The sequence below is a fragment of the Ruegeria sp. YTSA168 genome (genome assembly GCF_059610045.1).
In genome coordinates this window covers 1-17340 of the sequence record NZ_JBXWMW010000018.1, presented here as the reverse complement: position 1 = coordinate 17340, position 17340 = coordinate 1, and the positions used below count along the sequence as shown (strand labels likewise).

Genomic DNA, 17340 nt, shown 5'->3' with positions numbered 1-17340 from the left:
ACCCCCAAAAATATGGGGGTTTCGTTGCTTTTTTACGTCACAGAAAGGCTGTTTCGTCGAAAGAGCGCAATTTCCGACTGTGCAGACGCTCCAACGGCATGCCCCGCAGGTGTTCCATCGCCCGTATTCCGATCGCCAGATGGCGGCTGACCTGGGTGGTATAAAACGATGATGCCATACCGGGAAGCTTTAATTCGCCGTGCAGCGGTTTGTCTGACACGCAAAGCAATGTGCCGTATGGCACCCGGAAACGATACCCGTTTGCAGCAATCGTGGCGCTTTCCATATCCAGCGCAATCGCGCGGGATTGGCTGAGCCGCTGCACCGGACCAGACTGATCGCGCAGCTCCCAGTTCCGGTTGTCGACCGATGCCACGGTGCCTGTGCGCATGATGCGCTTGAGTTCGTAGCCTTGCAGCTCGGTCACCTCGGCAACCGCATGTTCCAGCGCAACCTGAACCTCAGCCAGTGGAGGGATCGGCACCCAGACGGGCAGATCGTCGTCCAGCACCTTGTCTTCGCGCAGATAGGCATGGGCCAGAACGAAATCCCCCAGCGCCTGCGTGTTGCGCAGCCCGGCGCAGTGTCCGACCATCAGCCAGGCATGCGGTCGCAAGACGGCGATATGGTCGGTTGCGGTTTTGGCGTTCGATGGACCGACCCCGATATTGACCAGAGTGATCCCTGACCCATCCGCACGTTTCAAATGGTAGGTCGGCATCTGCGGTAGTTTCAGGGGCTGTTCCAGATCTGCATCGGCGGTCGTGATCTCAACATTTCCGGTCGAAACAAAACTGGTGTAGCCGCTTTCGGGGTTGGCCAGTTGTTCACGCGCGTATTTCTCGAACTCCGAGACATAGAACTGGTAGTTGGTGAACAATACGTGGTTCTGAAAATGCCCGGCATCTGTTGCCGTATAATGCGCCAGTCGCGCCAGCGAATAATCCACGCGCTGCGCGGTGAACAAGGCCAGCGGGCCGACCGTATCATGATCGAGCACACCGTTGACGATGTCATCATTGGTTGTGTTCAGATCGGGCACATCGAAGACATCGCGCAGGGTGAAACCGGCGGCGCCCTGTTGCGGCACCATCAGATCCGGATTGTTGGCAACTGCGAAGTGGACAGGGATCGGCGTATCAGATGCGCTGATGGTCACGGGTTGACCATGGTTTTTGATCAGCAGGGCGATCTGTTGCACCAGATAGGATCGGAACAGGTCGGGCCGGGTGACGGTGGTTGCATGAATGCCGGGTTCGGACACGTGGCCAAAGCTCAACCGGCTGTCGACCTGCGCGTAAGACGTTGTTTTAATGCGAATTTCCGGATAGTAGGCTCTGATCCGTTCCTCTGGCGCGCCGTCTTGCAGGGCCGAGGCGAAGTTGTCGCACAGAAACTCGGTGGCTTGTTTGTACAGCAGTTCCAGCCGGGCTACGGCTGCTTTGGGGTCTGTGAATTGTTCCGGTGCGATTGCATCAGGTGTTTTTATTTTTGTCATGCCAGTGGTTCCAGAAGTTCAATCTTTTCAAATGTGCGCACATCTACAAGCCCAAGGTCCGAGATCCGCAGTTCCGGGATCACAACCAGCGCCAGAAGAGAGTGCTGCATATAGGCGTTGTTCAGTGTACAGCCGCAGGCTTGCATAGCCTCAACCATGTTATCGGCCTTGGCTGCAACCTCGGCGGCCGGACTGTCGGACATCAAACCGGCGATGGGCAGTTCGACCATCGCAAGCTCTTGCCCATCGCGGAACAGGGTGATCCCGCCGCCCACGTTGGCCAGCCGGTTGGCCGCCAGGGCCATCTGTTCCCGGTCGGTGCCGACCACGATCATGTGGTGACTGTCATGCGCTACGGTTGAGGCCATGGCCATCTTGCCCTGATAGCCAAAGCCCGAAACAAAGGCATTCGTCACCCCGCCTGTCGCCTGGTGACGTTCCACCAACGCGATTTGGCAGACATCATCTTCGCCCTCGACCAGCCCGCCAATGATCGGCAACTCGGCCTTGAGTGCTTTGGTCGGGGCCTGGTTTTCGACAACTCCGATGACGTTGGCCTGCACCCGGTTGGCCCCCGCTGGGGGTTTAATCTCAAAATCGCCCGCGCTGAGCACGTGGCCCAGATGCACTGTATTGCGGGCGTTGTCGGGCCAGTTCAGATGTGGGCAGTCAACTGTAATTCTACCATTCTCCGCGACCATCTGCCCGCGCGCAATTACAGTCTCAATCGGCAACTTGGATAGGTCGGAACTGAGAATGATATCCGCCCGGCGCCCCGGAGTGACTGAACCGATCTCACGCTCTAACCCGAAATGGGTGGCGGTGTTGATCGTAGCCATCTGCAACGCAATCAGCGGATCGCAGCCGCAGGCAATCGCGTGACGCACAACCCGGTTCATATGCCCTTCGTTCACCAAAGTGCCCGAGTGGCAATCATCGGTGCACAGGATAAAGTTGCGCGGGTCCAGGCCCTGTTCGGTGATGGCTGTGATCTGACTTTCCACGTCATACCAGGCCGAGCCCAGCCGCATCATCGACCGCATCCCCTGCCGCACGCGGGCAATGGCATCGGCCTCACACGTACCTTCGTGGTCATCTGCGGGCCCGCCCGCGACATAGGCTGCGAAATCAGGCCCTAAATCAGGCGAAGCATAATGTCCGCCTACCGTTTTCCCGGCGCGTTGGGTGGCGGCGATCTCGGCCAGCATCTTGGGATCGCCATGAATAACACCGGGGAAGTTCATCATTTCACCCAGGCCAATGATTCCCGGCCAGTTCATCGCTTCTCGGACATCCTCGGGCGAGATCTCGTAACCTGTTGTTTCTAGCCCTGGGGCTGAGGGCGCGCAGGAGGGCATCTGGGTGAAGATATTCACCGGCTGCATCATCGCTTCGTCATGCATCATGCGCACGCCATTCAGGCCCAACACATTCGCTATCTCATGCGGATCGGTGAACATTGAAGTGGTGCCATGCGGGATGACGGCCCGCGCAAATTCGGCGGGTGTCAGCATGCCGGATTCGATATGCATGTGGCCGTCGCACAAGCCGGGCAGGATATAGCGCCCTTCAGCTTCGATGATCTGGGTCTCAGGACCGATGCAATGCGAAGCATCCGGCCCAACAAAGGCAATCCGCCCGTCTGCAATGGCAACCGAGTGGCCAGGCAACAGTTCGCGGCTATGTACATTGACCCATACTCCGCCGCGAATAACCATATCGGCGGCATCGCGTCCGGCAGCAACGGCAATCAAACGAGGGGCGACATCGGGCCAGCTTGGGAAGGGTGTGTATTCCATGGCTCAACTTTCATGAAGTCGCGGTCGGGTGCAACCCCGGTAATTTTGGGTCATCAAATCATCATAAAACCCGCCCGCAGCGCGCCAGCGCTGCCCGGCCCAACCAGAGGAGATGTCCCGCAAGGGGCAGCGACGATGGGCGGGAGCTACCCGATCTCGCGCCTGATCCAATTGGCAAAAGCAACCGCGCCCGGGGTATCCTCAGCCTGAGGGGAAAGCAGCAAATAATAGGCCTCGGGCATTGGTGCGCGATGGTCGAACGGGGCGACTAGCTGCCCTTGTTCGATCAGATGCCCCGCAATGGCGTCATGGGCCAGACAAAGCCCACCCCCCGCCATCGCCGCCGACAAGCAGACCAGATACGTCGTCGCATAGGTAATTGCGGGTTTCTCCCAATTTAGACCCTGTTCTTCAGCCCAGCTTGCCCAGTTTGACAGCAGGTTCGAACAATCAAACAGCGGCTGTTCTTGAAGGCTGTCCAGGGTGACCGAAAAACCCGGTGCGCAAACTGGGTAGTAGTATTCTTGCCGCAACAACTCGGTTCGAACGGTATCGGCAGGACGCAGTGAGAATCGGATTTCAACCGCTGCGCCTTCAGCCATTTCTCGGGGCTCCCACAATTCGGTGAAGATGTTCAGATGTACGTCCGGATGTTCGGCTTGAAACGCTGGTAGGCGAGGGGCCAGCCAGTTCACGGCGAAGCTGATGTTGCACTGAACCTGTACAGCATTCTGCTGCGCCCCCGTCACAGCCTGTGTACCACGCACCAGCGTTCGAAACGCCTCGCGCACAACGGGCAGATAGGTGATTCCGGCCTCGGTCAATTCAAGCGCCTTGGGGCGACGCAGGAACAAAGGCTGACCCAGATGCCCCTCCAGCGATTTGATCTGCTGGCTGACAGCGCTTTGGGTCATATTCAGATCACGCGCTGCTCCGGTGAACGAGAGATTGCGCGCCGCTGCTTCGAAAGTGCGCAGCCAGCCCAGAGGTGGAAGAGTGTTCTGCATGGCATAACCTCAGCATAAGTTTTACTAATGGGATAGACGCGATTTTTTTGTTGGTCAAATTTCCCGGCGCAAGGCAGGCTTTAAATAGTTCAGCTGCCACGGAGCCATGCCATGAGTGTTGCCAATCTTCGCCCCAACATCGACCATTGGCCTCAGCGTGTGGATATGGCCGCGACGTTTCGCTGGACTGAACGTCTGAACATGCATGAAGGCGTGGCCAATCATTTCAGTCTGGCGGTGAACGAAGATGGCACGCAGTTCCTGATGAACCCCAATCAGATCTATTTCGGGCGCATTCGGGCCTCGGACCTTTTGCTGTTAGATGCGAATGATCCCGACGTGATGACACAACCCGGCGCGCCGGATCCAACGGCTTGGGGGCTTCACGGCTCGATCCACCGTCACTGTCCCCACGCACGTTGCGTGATGCATGTGCATTCGATCTTTGCGACTGTGCTGGCTTCATTGGCAGACAGCAATCTACCGCCCATCGATCAGAATACGGCCACGTTCTATAACCGCTATGTCATTGACGAGGAATTCGGAGGGCTCGCGTTTGAAAGCGAAGGAGAGCGCTGCGCTTCGATGCTGTCGGACCCGAAGAAAAAGGTCATGATCATGGGCAACCATGGCGTTCTGATCATCGGCAGTGACCCGGCAGATGCCTTTAATAGGCTCTATTATTTCGAACGCGCTGCCGAAACCTACATCCGCGCGCTACAAACCGGACAGCCTTTGCGCGTGCTCCCGGACGAGATCGCCGAAAAGACCGCTCAGGAGCTGGATGACTACCCCGATCAGGCCGAGGCGCATCTGCGAGAAATCAAAGCGATGTTGGATACCGAAGGCTCGGATTACGCAACTTGATCTCATACTCGGAGTGACTGCCATGACCGACATCGCTCAGGACGCCGAAGCCGCCCGCTGGAATTACCACCCCGAAGGCCCGGTGGGATTGAACCCGCTGTTTAGCTGGCCGCCGCAACCGGTTGCTGTGCTGAAGTGGTATAGCAGTGCGTGGTTGCAGATCACGGCGCTGACCCTTTGCATGGGCTTGGCCATTGCAGCCTATGCGCTGTTTTTCCCTGGTTTAGAAACGATGACGACCTTTTCGGCCGGTTGGATGTTCCGCATCTGGCTGCTGAACATGGTGCCTCAAATCCTGGTCGCGGGCGGCTTACACTGGTGGCTGTACATGCGCAAAGGGCAGGGCATGTACAAAAAATTCGACCGCCGTGATCTGACCCGCGACAACGGTAATTTCACCTTCCGCAATCAGGTTCTGGACAATATCTGGTGGACGTTGGGCAGCGCGATGACTGTGGCGACCGTCTATCAATGGGTGATCTATTGGGCGATGGCCAACGGCTATGTCCCGACTGTGACCTGGGCCACCGCGCCGATTTGGTTCGTTTTATGGATGTTGTTCATTCCGATGTGGTCGGGCCTGCATTTCTATTGGGTGCATCGGCTGGAACATCACCCGAAGCTGTATAAACACGTCCACGCGGTGCATCATCGCAATGTGAATATCGGGCCGTGGTCCGGGATTTCGAACCATTGGTATGAAAATATCCTCTATTTCACCACCTATTTCATCCACCTGATCATCCCGTCACACCCGTTGCATCTGCTGTTCCACACGTATTTCCAGCAGATCAGCCCGGTCCTGTCGCATTCCGGGTTCGAAAAGCTTAAGGCCGGTGACACCGACGCCGCGCGGGCCGGGGATTTCTTTCACCAGCTGCATCACCGGTATTTCGAGTGCAATTATGGTACCTCGGAGATCCCCTTCGACAAGTGGTTTGGTACCTATCACGACGGGTCGGCTGAGGCGACAACCCGCACGCGGGCTTACAAAAAACAGATGTATACCTAACCCGCTCGCAAGGTGCGTGGGGCCATTCCGAATTCACTCTTGAACGCGCGGGTCAGTGCGCTGGGGTCTTCGTACCCGGCGCGCAACGCGATTTCGGCAATGGTCAGGTCGGTCTCGGATACCAATTTGCGGGCCAGATTTAACCGCAACCGTCGATAAACCTGTGCAGGCCCTGCACCTAACTCGGATTGCATCCGCTGGGAAAGCGCCTTTTGAGACCGACCAACGCGCCGGGCGATCTCGGATATCGGAAGGGGTGTTTCAAGATGTTCCTGCATCAGCGCCAGCGCTTTGTTCACGTATCCACTGGTCGCACCCGCGCCGCCTGTATGGGATCGGGCGGAATCGCGGGTCATGAACAGCTGGGCCACTTCCAGCGCCAACGCCTGCCCCTGATCCCGGCCAATCAGATGCAAAATCAGATCGAACGCTGCCATCGCACCAGAACAGGTGATGCGGTTCCGATCAATCACGAATCTTTCGCGCACCACATCAACATCCGGGAAACGCTCAGTAAATCCTGTCAGTTCTTCCCAGTGAATGGTGGCGCGATGCCCATCCAGAAGGCCTGCCAAAGCCAGCAACCAGCTGCCTGTATCCAAACCGGCCAGAGTTTCATAGCGAGATGCGGCCGATCTGAGACCCGAAAGGGTTTGCCAGCCGCTATGGGCCTGAAACCCGTAGGATGGCATCACCATCAACATGTCACCGCTTGCGTTTTGCAGCCGTTCATGTGGTGCGACCTGCAGGCCCGATGACGATGTCACGGGACCATCCGTCAAAGACAGGAACGTCCAGTGATACAGGTCTCGCCCTGACAGCATATTTGCGGCCCGCAGCGGCTCTACCGTATTGGCCAGGCAGTGGTTCGAAAATCCTTCGAACAGAAGTACACCGATTTGCTGCGGTGCAGCGAAGGATTTAGTCCAGAATCGCATGATAAATGGCTATCTCTGCATGATTAAATTCTCAACCCCGGTCACGATGCGCGTAGGTCCAGATGTGGAGAATTCAGATGCAATATGGTCTGTCCGACGAACAGGAGATGATCGCCTCGACCGTGCGCAGCTTTGTCGAGAACGAGATTTACCCGCATGAAGAGCTGGTCGAACGCACCGGCGAAGTCCCCCAAGAGATCGCGGATGACATCAAGCGCAAGACGATCGAACTGGGCTTTTATGCCTGTAACTTTCCCGAAAGCGTCGGCTGTGCGGGTCTTAACCATCTTGAATTCGCTTTGGTCGAGCGGGAATTGGGCCGTGGGTCGATGGCGCTGAATCATTTTTTCGGACGTCCGCAGAACATCCTGATGGCTTGTGAAGGCGAACAGGTCGAGCGTTACCTGATGCCTGCCGTGCGGGGTGAGCGGATGGATGCGCTGGCCATGACGGAACCCGGCGCAGGTTCGGACGTGCGCGGCATGAAATGCGCTGCCGTGCGCGATGGCGGCGATTGGGTGGTCAACGGGACCAAGCATTTCATCTCGGGCGCTGAGCATGCGGATTTCATTATCGTCTTCATCGCCACGGGTGAGGATCAGACACCCAAGGGACCTAAGAAGCGGATCACCGCCTTTCTGGTGGATCGTGGCACGCCCGGTTTCACGATCCGGGACGGGTATAAGTCGGTCAGCCATCGTGGATACAAGAACATGGTTCTGGATTTTGACGATTGCCGCTTGCCGGACAGCCAGGTTCTGGGCGAGGTCGATGGTGGGTTCGAGGTGATGAACACCTGGCTTTACGCCACCCGGATCACCGTGGCCGCCATGTCGGTCGGGCGCGCGCGCCGAGCCTTTGACTATGCTCTGGATTATGCCGCCACGCGCGAGCAGTTCGGTCAGAAGATCGGCAAGTTTCAGGGCGTATCCTTCCAGATTGCCGACATGATCACCGAAATCGACGCGGCGGACTTGTTGACCCTGGCGGCGGCGGATCGGTTGGACAAAGGCCTGCCCGCGAACCGCGAGATTGCCTCGGCCAAGCTCTACGCCTCTGAAATGCTGGCACGGGTGACGGATGTGGCGATCCAGGTGCATGGTGGGATGGGATTGATGGATGACTATCCGCTGGAACGGTTCTGGCGGGATGCACGGGTTGAGCGTATCTGGGACGGCACCAGCGAAATTCAGCGCCATATCATCAGCCGGGACTTGCTGAGGGCGTTGGGCGCATGAGGCCCCTGGGGCGTGTTTTGAACCCGTCATCGATGGCCGTGATCGGAGGCGGCGCCTGGTGTGCAGACGTCATCACTCAGGCCCGGAAGTTCGGGTTCACCGGCGACATCTGGCCTGTTCATCCCAAGGCGGATCAGGTCTCGGGTGAGTGCGCAGTGCCCTCGATTGCGGATTTGCCGCGCCCGCCAGATGTGGCCTTTATTGGCATCAATCGCCATGCCACGATCCCTGTGGTTTCAGAACTTTCGGCTGCGGGTGCGGGCGGTGCGGTTTGCTTTGCCTCCGGGTTTACCGAAGCCAAGGCCGAAGATGATCAGGGTGCTGATCTTCAGGCCCATTTGGTTGCTGCGGCAGCGGACATGCCGATCCTTGGGCCGAACTGCTATGGCTTCGTCAACGGGTTGGAACGTGCCGCAATCTGGCCGGATCAACACGGAATGCGCCCGGTTGATCGGGGTGTGGCGATCCTGACGCAAAGCTCGAACATCGCCATCAACATGACGATGCAGCAACGCGCGCTGCCGCTGGCCTTCATGCTGACCTGCGGGAACCAAGCGCAGACACATCAAGCCGATATCGCCTCGGCCCTTTTGGATGATGACCGGATCACCGCGATTGGTGTCCATATCGAAGGGTTCGGTGATCTGCGGAAATGGGAGGCTTTGGCCGCAATAGCGCAAGAACGGGGCGTGCCCATCATTGCGTTGAAGATGGGCCGGTCGCAGCACGCGCAGGCGGCGACGATCTCGCACACGGCCTCTTTGGCGGGCGGCGATGCTGGGGCGCAGGCGTTTCTGGATCGTCTGGGCATTGCGCGGCTGGATGATATCCCCAGTTTTCTGGAATGCCTCAAGCTGTTGCATGTTGCGGGACGGTTGGACGGAAACGGTTTGGGCATGATCAGCTGTTCGGGGGGCGAGGCCAGCTTGGCCGCTGACATGGCCGAAGGGCGAGACCTGCATTTTCCACCCCTGACAGCTCAACAACGAACGGACCTACGCGCCGCTCTGGGTCCGATGGTGGCGTTGGCAAATCCGCTGGATTATCACACCTATATTTGGCGGGATACCGAGGCGATGACCCGCGCCTGGTCGGGGATGACTGGGCCGGACAAAGCCATGACCATGGCCATCGTTGATTACCCACATACGGACGCGACAGATTGGGTGTGTGCCACGCAGGCCGCGTTGAACTGCGTTGTACAAACAGGTCGACCATTCGCGGTGACAGCAACCTTGCCGGAGCTGATGCCTGAACACGTAGCGCAGCAGTTATCAGATGGTCGGGTCGTGCCCTTTGCCGGGCTGCATGAGGCATTGTCTGCCGTTGAGGCCGCGGCGCGACCTTTGCCGCCCGCCTCTGATCCGGTGTTGCTGCCCTCGGATACACCTGCAGATCAGGTTCTGAGCGAGGCAGAGGCGAAATCGGCCCTCGCGGGGTTTGGTCTACGCATCCCGCGCAGTTGTGAGATTGCAGCGCAAGGCGCAACGCAGATTCCAGACGACCTGCAAGAGCCGTTTGCCGTGAAAGGCGTCGGACTGGCGCATAAGACCGATCATGGCGCGGTTCGGCTGGGTGTTATGCGATCTGATCTGGTCGAAACCGCCAGATCGATTGGCACCGATACGGTGTTGATCGAAGAAATGGCAACCGGATCAGTCGCCGAGTTGTTGATCGGTGTGACCCGCGATCCGGCGCATGGCTATGTTCTGACCCTCGGGGCCGGAGGGGTGCTGACGGAAATCCTGCATGACACGGTTTCGGTACTGATCCCGTCCTCTCGGGCCGTAGTTCGGGCGGCGCTGGACAAGCTGGCCTGTGCACCCCTCTTGACGGGGTATCGTGGCAAAGCTGCCGCCGATATGGCCGCGATTCTGGAAGCAGTCGAGGCTGTTCAGAACTATGTCATTGCCAATGCGGCAACAGTCGAAGAAGTTGAGATTAACCCGCTGATCTGCACCGCCGATGGCGCGGTTGCAGTGGATGCGCTAATCCGAAAGGCACGCCAATGAGTCCGATCAAAACCCGCCGTGATGGCGCCATCCTCGAAGTTACTTTGGACCGTCCCAAAGCCAATGCGATTGATCTGGCCACGAGCCGGATCATGGGCGAAGCGTTTCAGGAATTTCGGGACGATCCCGAGCTGCGCGTGGCGATTCTGACGGGTGGAGGAGAGAAGTTCTTTTGCCCCGGCTGGGATTTGAAAGCAGCCGCTGATGGGGATGCGGTGGACGGTGACTATGGCGTCGGTGGGTTTGGAGGGTTGCAGGAGCTGCGCGGCCTGAACAAGCCTGTGATCGCGGCAGTGAATGGTATCGCCTGCGGTGGCGGGCTGGAACTGGCGCTGAGCGCTGACATGATCATCGCAGCAGATCACGCCAGTTTTGCCCTGCCCGAGATACGGTCAGGGACGGTTGCAGACGCGGCCAGCGTCAAGTTGCCCAAACGCATCCCGTATCACATTGCGATGGAGCTGTTGCTGACCGGACGCTGGTTCGACGCGGATGAGGCGCATCGTTGGGGGCTGGTCAACGAAATCGTGCCCGGCGATCAACTGATGGATCGCACCTGGGAACTTGCGCGGTTGTTGGCCAGCGGCCCACCTCTGGTCTATGCCGCGATCAAGGAGATCGTGCGCGATGCCGAGGATGCGAAGTTTCAGGATGCAATGAATCGGATCACGAAGCGACAGCTGCCCAGCGTGGATGTTCTCTATGGGTCCGAGGACAATCTGGAGGGCGCGCGCGCCTTTGCTGAAAAGCGCGATCCTGTTTGGAAAGGGCGGTAGGGGGCTCCGCCTCCGGCGCGGCAAGCCGCACCTCCCCCAAGGTGTTTTTGGCCAGATGAAGTTCGGATCAGCTGCGCTCGAACAGTGCGATCAATGCAGTGTCGTCTTTGTTGGGGCCGGCGGCGAGATCGCCGTAGATTTTGACTTTGGGCAGGGAGAGGTTTCGAATCCGACCCTGTTCCAACTGGCGGAACGCATCGGCAAAGCCCAGTTTTTCGAAATGCTTCGTGTTGATCGACAGCGCGAATTGAGCGCCGGGACGTGCGACGCGCAGCAAGCTGGGCAGTACCTCGGGACCGAGGTGCCCGTGGGTGAAAGTGCCTGAGGATACGATGCCGGAATAGCTGTGGCGCGGCACAGGGATACCGGTGTTGAGGTCGGCTTCGATCGCATCACGGTAGATATCCTTGCGCATGGCCTGTCCCAGCATTTCCGCGCTTATATCGGTGGCGTCTATCGGGCCTACGCCTAAGCGGGTCAGAACTGCTCCGCAAAGGCCGGTGCCTGCGCCCACGTCCAATACTGGGCCCTGCCCAAAGGCGCTTACAAAGGCGCGCGCGGTGTGGATATGCAGCTGATAATCCTCGCGCGCGGCAAAACCGTCATCATAGTCGCCTGCCCATTCGGCATAGAGACGTTTGTTATCCTCGGGCGAGGTCAGCGCATAGGCGGCGTGCAGGTCGGGTGTTTTCTGGGCCATGCTTTTATGAAAGGCGCAGGAGGGGATTCGAATCAAGTCGTCCATGAGGTGCTTGCATCCCGGTTCCGTCCAGATCATCTAGGGGGGATGACACGAACGCTTTTCTCTTTTGGCCATGGCTATTCGGCGCAGGCTTTGTCACGCCGGTTGGCTCCGGATGGGTGGCACATCATCGGAACCACCCGCAGCGCCGATGGCATGGCTGCGATCCGAGCGTCTGGTGCCGTGCCCTTGGTCTGGCCTGGTGAGATACCGGATCTGAACGGTGTAACACATGTTTTGATTTCCACTGCGCCGACCGAAGAGGGTGATCCTGTTCTGGCCGCGCTGAGGGATGAGATCGCAGCGCGGGCTGCTCAGTTCACTTGGGTGGGGTATTTGTCGACCACGGCGATCTATGGCGATCATCAAGGCGATTGGGTGGATGAGGCGACCCCGCCTGCGCCAACGGCGAAGCGGGGACGCTGGCGCTTGATTGCCGAGGAGCAATGGGCTGCCATTCCAGGGCTGCCTGTCCATATCTTCCGTCTGGCGGGAATCTATGGGCCGGGGCGGGGGCCGTTTTCCAAGCTCAAACGCGGTGGGTTGCGGCGGATCATCAAGCCGGGGCAGGTGTTTTCACGCATCCATGTCGACGATATCGCGCAGGTTCTGGCGGCCTCTATGATGGCGCCCAATCCGGGGGCAGTATACAATGTGTGCGATGACGAACCGGTGCCGCCGCAGGATGTGATCGGCTATGCAGCCGAGCTACAGAGACTGCCCCTACCGCCAGCCGTGCCCTATGACGAAGCTGATCTGACCCCCATGGCACGCAGTTTTTACGATGAGAACAAACGCGTTCGGAATGATCGGATCAAGGATGAGCTTGGGGTACAGTTGCTGTACCCCAACTATCGTGTTGGCCTTGAGGCGTTGCTGAAAGGGCAATAGCCCGGTTCATCGCGCTGCCGCCTTGATCATGTCTGCCGCTTTTTCGGCAATCATGATGGTCGGTGCGTTGGTGTTGCCTGATACCAGTGTCGGCATGATCGAGGCATCGACAACCCTTAGCCCGTCGATCCCGCGTACTTTGAGTTCGGGGTCGACCACGGCCATATCATCCTGGCCCATTTTGCACGTCCCGACGGGGTGATAGATCGTATCGGCGCGGGCGCGAATATGCTGTTCCCAATCCGCATCCGTGGTTGCGGTGTCGGTTCCGAACATTTCGGATTGCCGGAACGGGGCCAAAGCGGGGGCTTGCATGATCTCGCGCATCATGCGGGCGCCTTTGATCATGGTCTCAAGATCGCGGTCATCGGACAGGAATCCGGGATCAATGGCGGGGGCGGCAAACGGGTCGGCGCTGTGCAGCCCCACCGAGCCACGGCTGTGCGGGCGCAGCTTGCAGACATGGCAGCTGTAGCCGTAGCCATAGTGCAGTTTTCTGGCGTGATCATCGACCAGCGCGATGGCGAAATGCAGCTGGATATCGGGGCGGTCGAGTCCCGGAGAGGTCTTTAGAAATGCGCCCCCTTCGGCAAAGGGTGTTGCCGCCATCGACGTGCCGGTTTTGCGCCAACGCCAGAGGTGGCCCAACAGGCGCGCCGCACCGATGAGACCTAGGCCGAAATTATCCGTGTCCTTGCTTTTGTAAGCCAGAATGAAATCCAGATGGTCCTGCAGGTTCTTGCCTACACCGGGCAACGCGTGCCGGACGGGTATTCCGTGCCGCTGCAACTCATCCGCTGCGCCGATCCCAGACAGCTGCAGCAGTTGCGGCGATTGAAGCGCCCCGGCGCAGATCAGCACTTCTAGTCTGGCAGATACACTGAGGTCGGGGCCTTTTGCCTTTCGTTTGTAGACCACTCCGGTGGCGCGTTTGCCTTCAATGGTCAGTTCCTTTGCATGAGCATAGGTGATAACCGTCAGATTGGGGCGATCCATCACCGGGTGGACATAGGCGGCTGCGGTCGAACAGCGTTCGCCATTTCTGTCCGGATCATGAAACTGGGTGACTTGATACAGGCCCACGCCCTCATTATTGCCGCGATTGAAATCTTCGGTGCGTCTATGTTGCAGTTGTTCTGCCGCCTCTACAAAGGCATGGGTCACTGGGCGCGGTTCTTTTTGATGTGACACCTGCAGGGGGCCTTTGTCGCCATGCAAATCATCGCCGCCCTGTTCGTTGTTTTCGGATTTCGTGAAATAGGGCAAGACGCTGTCCCAATCCCAACCGATGCACCCTTGATCGGCCCAGCCATCATAGTCCTGTCGCTGCCCACGTACATAGAGCATCGCGTTGATGGCGCTTGATCCGCCTAGTGCTTTGCCACGCGGCTGATAGCCTTTGCGCCCGTTCAAACCGGGTTGAGGAACTGTCTCGAACGCCCAGTTGCTGATCTTTGGGCGCCCCGGTAACGCGGCGACGATGGCGGCGGGCATTCTTATGATGAGGTGATCGCCCGGCCCCCCGGCTTCGAGCAAGCAAACCGTTTTTTGCGGATCTTCGCTCAGGCGGTTGGCAAGGACAGATCCCGCCGATCCGCCACCGACAATGACATAGTCAAATTCCATACAAGTGCCTTTAACATTTTGGGGGCGCCGCGTGATGTAGGGGTCAGGGGAACGGCGCGTGGTAATAGCGCCGACTGTGCCCGAGCGGGATGTGAAAATACAATCGCCAATTTCAGTCAGGACTCAGGGTCATTGTGTCGGTATCGTCAGGGTGGCCGGAATCACCCTATGATCAATAACAAAAAACTATCAAAACAATCTAAAAAGAAAACTTATTCTCATGGTTTTGCTTTGATATACGAGGCGCGACGCAAGAGATCGGCGAAGAAACCGCACCAGCGTTCTGGGCTTAGGCTTGAAAACGATATCGGTGACATCTTTCTGTGATCTTGTTGATTGCAAGTTTTACTGCGCAAAGCCGCAAGTCCTTAGCCAGCATTGGAGATCGATATGGATGGAAGTGATAACCCCAAAACGGGCGGATGCCCTGTGATGCATGGTGCCGGGACACGATCAAATCGTGACTGGTGGCCCAATCAGCTGAACCTGTCGATCTTGCATCAGCATTCGCCAGCTTCGAACCCGATGGATGCTGACTTCGACTATGCCGAAGAATTCCAGAAACTGGATATGAAGGCGCTGAAAGACGACCTTTATGCGCTAATGACGGATTCACAGGACTGGTGGCCCGCAGATTACGGGCACTATGGTGGTTTCTTCATCCGGATGGCCTGGCATAGCGCGGGAACCTATCGGACGGCGGATGGCCGCGGCGGGGCTTCGACCGGCAACCAGCGGTTTGCGCCGATCAACAGTTGGCCGGACAATGGCAACCTGGACAAGGCGCGCCGCCTGCTGTGGCCGATAAAGCAGAAATACGGTAACCAGATTTCCTGGGCTGACTTGATGATCCTGGCTGGTAACTGCGCCATCGAGTCGATGGGCGGCAAGACCTTTGGCTTTGCCGGTGGTCGCGTGGATATCTGGGCGCCCGAGGAAGACATCTATTGGGGGTCCGAGACCGAGTGGCTTGCGCCGACCGACAATCCCAATAGTCGTTATTCAGGTGAGCGGGATTTGGAAAACCCACTGGCCGCGGTGCAGATGGGTCTGATCTATGTGAACCCCGAAGGTCCGGATGGTGAACCGAACATTCTGGCCTCGGGTCGCGATATCCGTGACACCTTTGGACGGATGGCGATGAATGACGAGGAAACCGTCGCTCTGGTCGCAGGTGGCCACACCTTTGGTAAAGCGCATGGCGCAGGTGACCCCGACCTGGTTGGTCCGGATCCTGAATCCGCCCCGATTGAGGACATGGGCTTTGGCTGGATCAACAAGTTCGGGTCCGGCAAGGGCGACGACACCACCACCAGCGGTATCGAAGGTGCATGGACCGCCAACCCGATCAAATGGGATAACGGCTTTTTCGATCTGCTGTTCGGATATGACTGGAACCTGACCAAAAGCCCCTCGGGCGCATATATATGGGAGCCGGTCGGCGTCAAAGAAGAAGACATGGCCCCAGCGGCGCATGATCCGTCGAAAAAGGTCAAAACCATGATGACCACCGCCGACATGGCGATGCGCATGGATCCGATCTATGGCCCGATCTCGAAACGCTTCCATGAGAACCCGGACGAGTTTGCCGATGCCTTCGCACGCGCATGGTTCAAGCTGACCCACCGCGACATGGGCCCACGCGCGGCCTATATCGGTCCGGAGGCCCCGACCGAGGAGCTGCTTTGGCAGGACAATGTTCCAGCCGTGGATCACGATCTGGTCGATGATGCGGATGTGGCTGATCTCAAAGCCAAGATCGCCGCAACCGGCTTGTCGGTTTCCGAGATGGTCTCGACCGCCTGGGCTTCGGCATCGACCTTCCGTGGGTCGGACAAGCGTGGGGGGGCTAATGGAGCCCGCATCCGTCTTGCGCCGCAGAAAGACTGGGATGTGAACGAGCCGATGAAGCTGTCCAAGGCGCTGGGCGCGTTGGAAGGTGTTCAGGCTGCGTTCAACGATGCGCAGTCCGGGGGCAAGAAAGTGTCGCTGGCCGATGTGATCGTTCTGGCCGGTGCTGTAGGTGTCGAACAGGCAGCGAAAGCGGGTGGTCAGGATGTCGAGGTTCCGTTCACGCCGGGCCGCACTGATGCGACGCAAGAGCAGACGGATGTGGACAGTTTCGCAGTGATGGAGCCCGCCGCTGACGGATTCCGGAACTATCAGAAGGCTGACTATACCGTTTCACCTGAAGAACTGCTGGTAGACCGTGCACAGCTGCTGACCCTGTCAGCACCCGAAATGACCGTGCTTGTGGGCGGTCTGCGTGTTCTTGGCGCCAACTTTGGTGACAGCAAACATGGCGTGTTCACAGATCGCGTCGGAACGCTCAGCACGGATTTCTTCACCAACATTCTGGACATGAGCACAGAATGGAAGCCGTCTGGCAAAGGCGTATATGAAGGCCGCGACCGCACAAGTGGCGAGGTCAAGTGGACCGGTACCCGCGTCGATCTGGTTTTTGGCTCGAACTCGCAATTGCGAGCGCTGGCCGAGGTCTACGGTCAGGCCGGTGCCGAGGGTAAATTCGTATGTGACTTTGTCTCGGCCTGGAACAAGGTGATGAATGCGGACCGCTTCGATCTGAAGTAATCCCGCTTTGATTGCAGGAATATCGCCGCCCGAGGAGACTCGGGCGGCGTTTTTTGTTGGTCCGACTCTCGGGCGCATACCAAGCATTGGGTACGATTCCACCAGATGGTTGGCTTTTGCCGTAACTACAGCACAGGATCGGCAGGAATTCGGTATGGTTCATGTATCTAACCTATTGTTATTATTGTCATTAGTAAGTTTTCGCCGAGAAATGTGAAGTTTTTTCAAAATGGGGGTTGCAGGTGTCAGACCTAATCCGTAAATACCCCTTCACCGGCGGCGCTGAGGTTGTTGTTGGGACGCTGGCGACGGCGGAGACTGGCCGGAGAGACGGTTGAGACG

The 17340-nt window shown here is 58.2% G+C and carries 13 protein-coding genes; 7 read left to right on the top strand and 6 right to left on the bottom strand.

The features are described from left to right. Nucleotides 1–37: 37 nt before the first annotated feature. The 3 genes from AC2FFE_RS19415 to AC2FFE_RS19405 form a co-directional block, all read right to left on the bottom strand. Nucleotides 38–1498 (bottom strand): AMP nucleosidase, encoded by a 1461-nt coding sequence (locus AC2FFE_RS19415; protein WP_496820849.1) that lies wholly within the window; start codon nucleotides 1496–1498, stop codon nucleotides 38–40. Beyond that, nucleotides 1495–3297 carry an adenine deaminase gene (gene ade / locus AC2FFE_RS19410; protein ID WP_496847456.1) on the bottom strand — a complete coding sequence of 601 codons (1803 nt, stop codon included), beginning with the start codon at nucleotides 3295–3297 and terminating at the stop codon, nucleotides 1495–1497. Before ade ends, AC2FFE_RS19415 begins: the two co-directional genes overlap by 4 nt. A gap of 146 nt (nucleotides 3298–3443) precedes the next feature. After that, nucleotides 3444–4304, bottom strand: coding sequence for a LysR family transcriptional regulator (locus AC2FFE_RS19405; RefSeq protein WP_496847455.1), 861 nt, complete (start codon nucleotides 4302–4304; stop codon nucleotides 3444–3446). A gap of 111 nt (nucleotides 4305–4415) precedes the next feature. On the opposite strand from AC2FFE_RS19405, the gene AC2FFE_RS19400 reads away from it, so the two are divergent. Then, on the top strand, nucleotides 4416–5171 hold the full coding sequence (locus AC2FFE_RS19400; RefSeq protein WP_496847454.1) for a class II aldolase and adducin N-terminal domain-containing protein: 756 nt from the start codon (nucleotides 4416–4418) through the stop codon (nucleotides 5169–5171). A 22-nt stretch (nucleotides 5172–5193) separates the two neighbouring features. Beyond that, on the top strand, nucleotides 5194–6183 hold the full coding sequence (locus AC2FFE_RS19395; protein WP_496847453.1) for a sterol desaturase family protein: 990 nt from the start codon (nucleotides 5194–5196) through the stop codon (nucleotides 6181–6183). Here the strand turns inward: AC2FFE_RS19395 and AC2FFE_RS19390 are convergent. Next, nucleotides 6180–7121, bottom strand: coding sequence for a GlxA family transcriptional regulator (locus AC2FFE_RS19390; RefSeq protein ID WP_496820843.1), 942 nt, complete (start codon nucleotides 7119–7121; stop codon nucleotides 6180–6182). The genes AC2FFE_RS19395 and AC2FFE_RS19390 overlap by 4 nt on opposite strands. Nucleotides 7122–7198: 77 nt before the next feature. On the opposite strand from AC2FFE_RS19390, the gene AC2FFE_RS19385 reads away from it, so the two are divergent. The 3 genes from AC2FFE_RS19385 to AC2FFE_RS19375 are packed head-to-tail and all read left to right on the top strand — an operon-like array spanning nucleotide 7199 to nucleotide 11147. Then, the gene (locus AC2FFE_RS19385) at nucleotides 7199–8359 is read left to right on the top strand and encodes an acyl-CoA dehydrogenase family protein (RefSeq protein WP_496847452.1); all 1161 of its coding nucleotides are present in this window, start codon (nucleotides 7199–7201) and stop codon (nucleotides 8357–8359) included. After that, nucleotides 8356–10371 carry an acetate--CoA ligase family protein gene (locus tag AC2FFE_RS19380; protein ID WP_496820840.1) on the top strand — a complete coding sequence of 672 codons (2016 nt, stop codon included), beginning with the start codon at nucleotides 8356–8358 and terminating at the stop codon, nucleotides 10369–10371. The genes AC2FFE_RS19385 and AC2FFE_RS19380 overlap by 4 nt, the downstream gene beginning before the upstream one ends. Then, the gene (locus tag AC2FFE_RS19375) at nucleotides 10368–11147 is read left to right on the top strand and encodes a carnitinyl-CoA dehydratase (protein ID WP_496820839.1); all 780 of its coding nucleotides are present in this window, start codon (nucleotides 10368–10370) and stop codon (nucleotides 11145–11147) included. The genes AC2FFE_RS19380 and AC2FFE_RS19375 overlap by 4 nt, the downstream gene beginning before the upstream one ends. Before the next feature lie 67 nt (nucleotides 11148–11214). Here AC2FFE_RS19375 and AC2FFE_RS19370 read toward each other — a convergent pair whose 3' ends face one another. After that, on the bottom strand, nucleotides 11215–11847 hold the full coding sequence (locus tag AC2FFE_RS19370; protein WP_496820838.1) for a class I SAM-dependent DNA methyltransferase: 633 nt from the start codon (nucleotides 11845–11847) through the stop codon (nucleotides 11215–11217). 87 nt (nucleotides 11848–11934) lie between these two features. Here AC2FFE_RS19370 and AC2FFE_RS19365 point away from each other — a divergent pair, with 87 nt between their 5' ends. Beyond that, the gene (locus tag AC2FFE_RS19365) at nucleotides 11935–12780 is read left to right on the top strand and encodes an SDR family oxidoreductase (RefSeq protein WP_496847451.1); all 846 of its coding nucleotides are present in this window, start codon (nucleotides 11935–11937) and stop codon (nucleotides 12778–12780) included. Between the two features lie 6 nt (nucleotides 12781–12786). Here AC2FFE_RS19365 and AC2FFE_RS19360 read toward each other — a convergent pair whose 3' ends face one another. After that, nucleotides 12787–14406 (bottom strand): GMC family oxidoreductase, encoded by a 1620-nt coding sequence (locus tag AC2FFE_RS19360; protein ID WP_496847450.1) that lies wholly within the window; start codon nucleotides 14404–14406, stop codon nucleotides 12787–12789. Between the two features lie 390 nt (nucleotides 14407–14796). Here AC2FFE_RS19360 and katG point away from each other — a divergent pair, with 390 nt between their 5' ends. Next, nucleotides 14797–16998 carry a catalase/peroxidase HPI gene (katG, locus tag AC2FFE_RS19355; protein ID WP_496847449.1) on the top strand — a complete coding sequence of 734 codons (2202 nt, stop codon included), beginning with the start codon at nucleotides 14797–14799 and terminating at the stop codon, nucleotides 16996–16998. The last annotated feature ends 342 nt before the right edge of the window (nucleotides 16999–17340 follow it).

Bases quoted from the DNA above. Each gene is read 5' to 3' on its own strand.
- AC2FFE_RS19415 (WP_496820849.1), bottom strand. From the start codon at position 1,498: ATGACAAAAATAAAAACACCTGATGCAATCGCACCGGAACAATTCACA.
- ade (WP_496847456.1), bottom strand. From the start codon at position 3,297: ATGGAATACACACCCTTCCCAAGCTGGCCCGATGTCGCCCCTCGTTTG.
- AC2FFE_RS19405 (WP_496847455.1), bottom strand. From the start codon at position 4,304: ATGCAGAACACTCTTCCACCTCTGGGCTGGCTGCGCACTTTCGAAGCA.
- AC2FFE_RS19400 (WP_496847454.1), top strand. From the start codon at position 4,416: ATGAGTGTTGCCAATCTTCGCCCCAACATCGACCATTGGCCTCAGCGT.
- AC2FFE_RS19395 (WP_496847453.1), top strand. From the start codon at position 5,194: ATGACCGACATCGCTCAGGACGCCGAAGCCGCCCGCTGGAATTACCAC.
- AC2FFE_RS19390 (WP_496820843.1), bottom strand. From the start codon at position 7,121: ATGCGATTCTGGACTAAATCCTTCGCTGCACCGCAGCAAATCGGTGTA.
- AC2FFE_RS19385 (WP_496847452.1), top strand. From the start codon at position 7,199: ATGCAATATGGTCTGTCCGACGAACAGGAGATGATCGCCTCGACCGTG.
- AC2FFE_RS19380 (WP_496820840.1), top strand. From the start codon at position 8,356: ATGAGGCCCCTGGGGCGTGTTTTGAACCCGTCATCGATGGCCGTGATC.
- AC2FFE_RS19375 (WP_496820839.1), top strand. From the start codon at position 10,368: ATGAGTCCGATCAAAACCCGCCGTGATGGCGCCATCCTCGAAGTTACT.
- AC2FFE_RS19370 (WP_496820838.1), bottom strand. From the start codon at position 11,847: ATGGCCCAGAAAACACCCGACCTGCACGCCGCCTATGCGCTGACCTCG.
- AC2FFE_RS19365 (WP_496847451.1), top strand. From the start codon at position 11,935: ATGACACGAACGCTTTTCTCTTTTGGCCATGGCTATTCGGCGCAGGCT.
- AC2FFE_RS19360 (WP_496847450.1), bottom strand. From the start codon at position 14,406: ATGGAATTTGACTATGTCATTGTCGGTGGCGGATCGGCGGGATCTGTC.
- katG (WP_496847449.1), top strand. From the start codon at position 14,797: ATGGATGGAAGTGATAACCCCAAAACGGGCGGATGCCCTGTGATGCAT.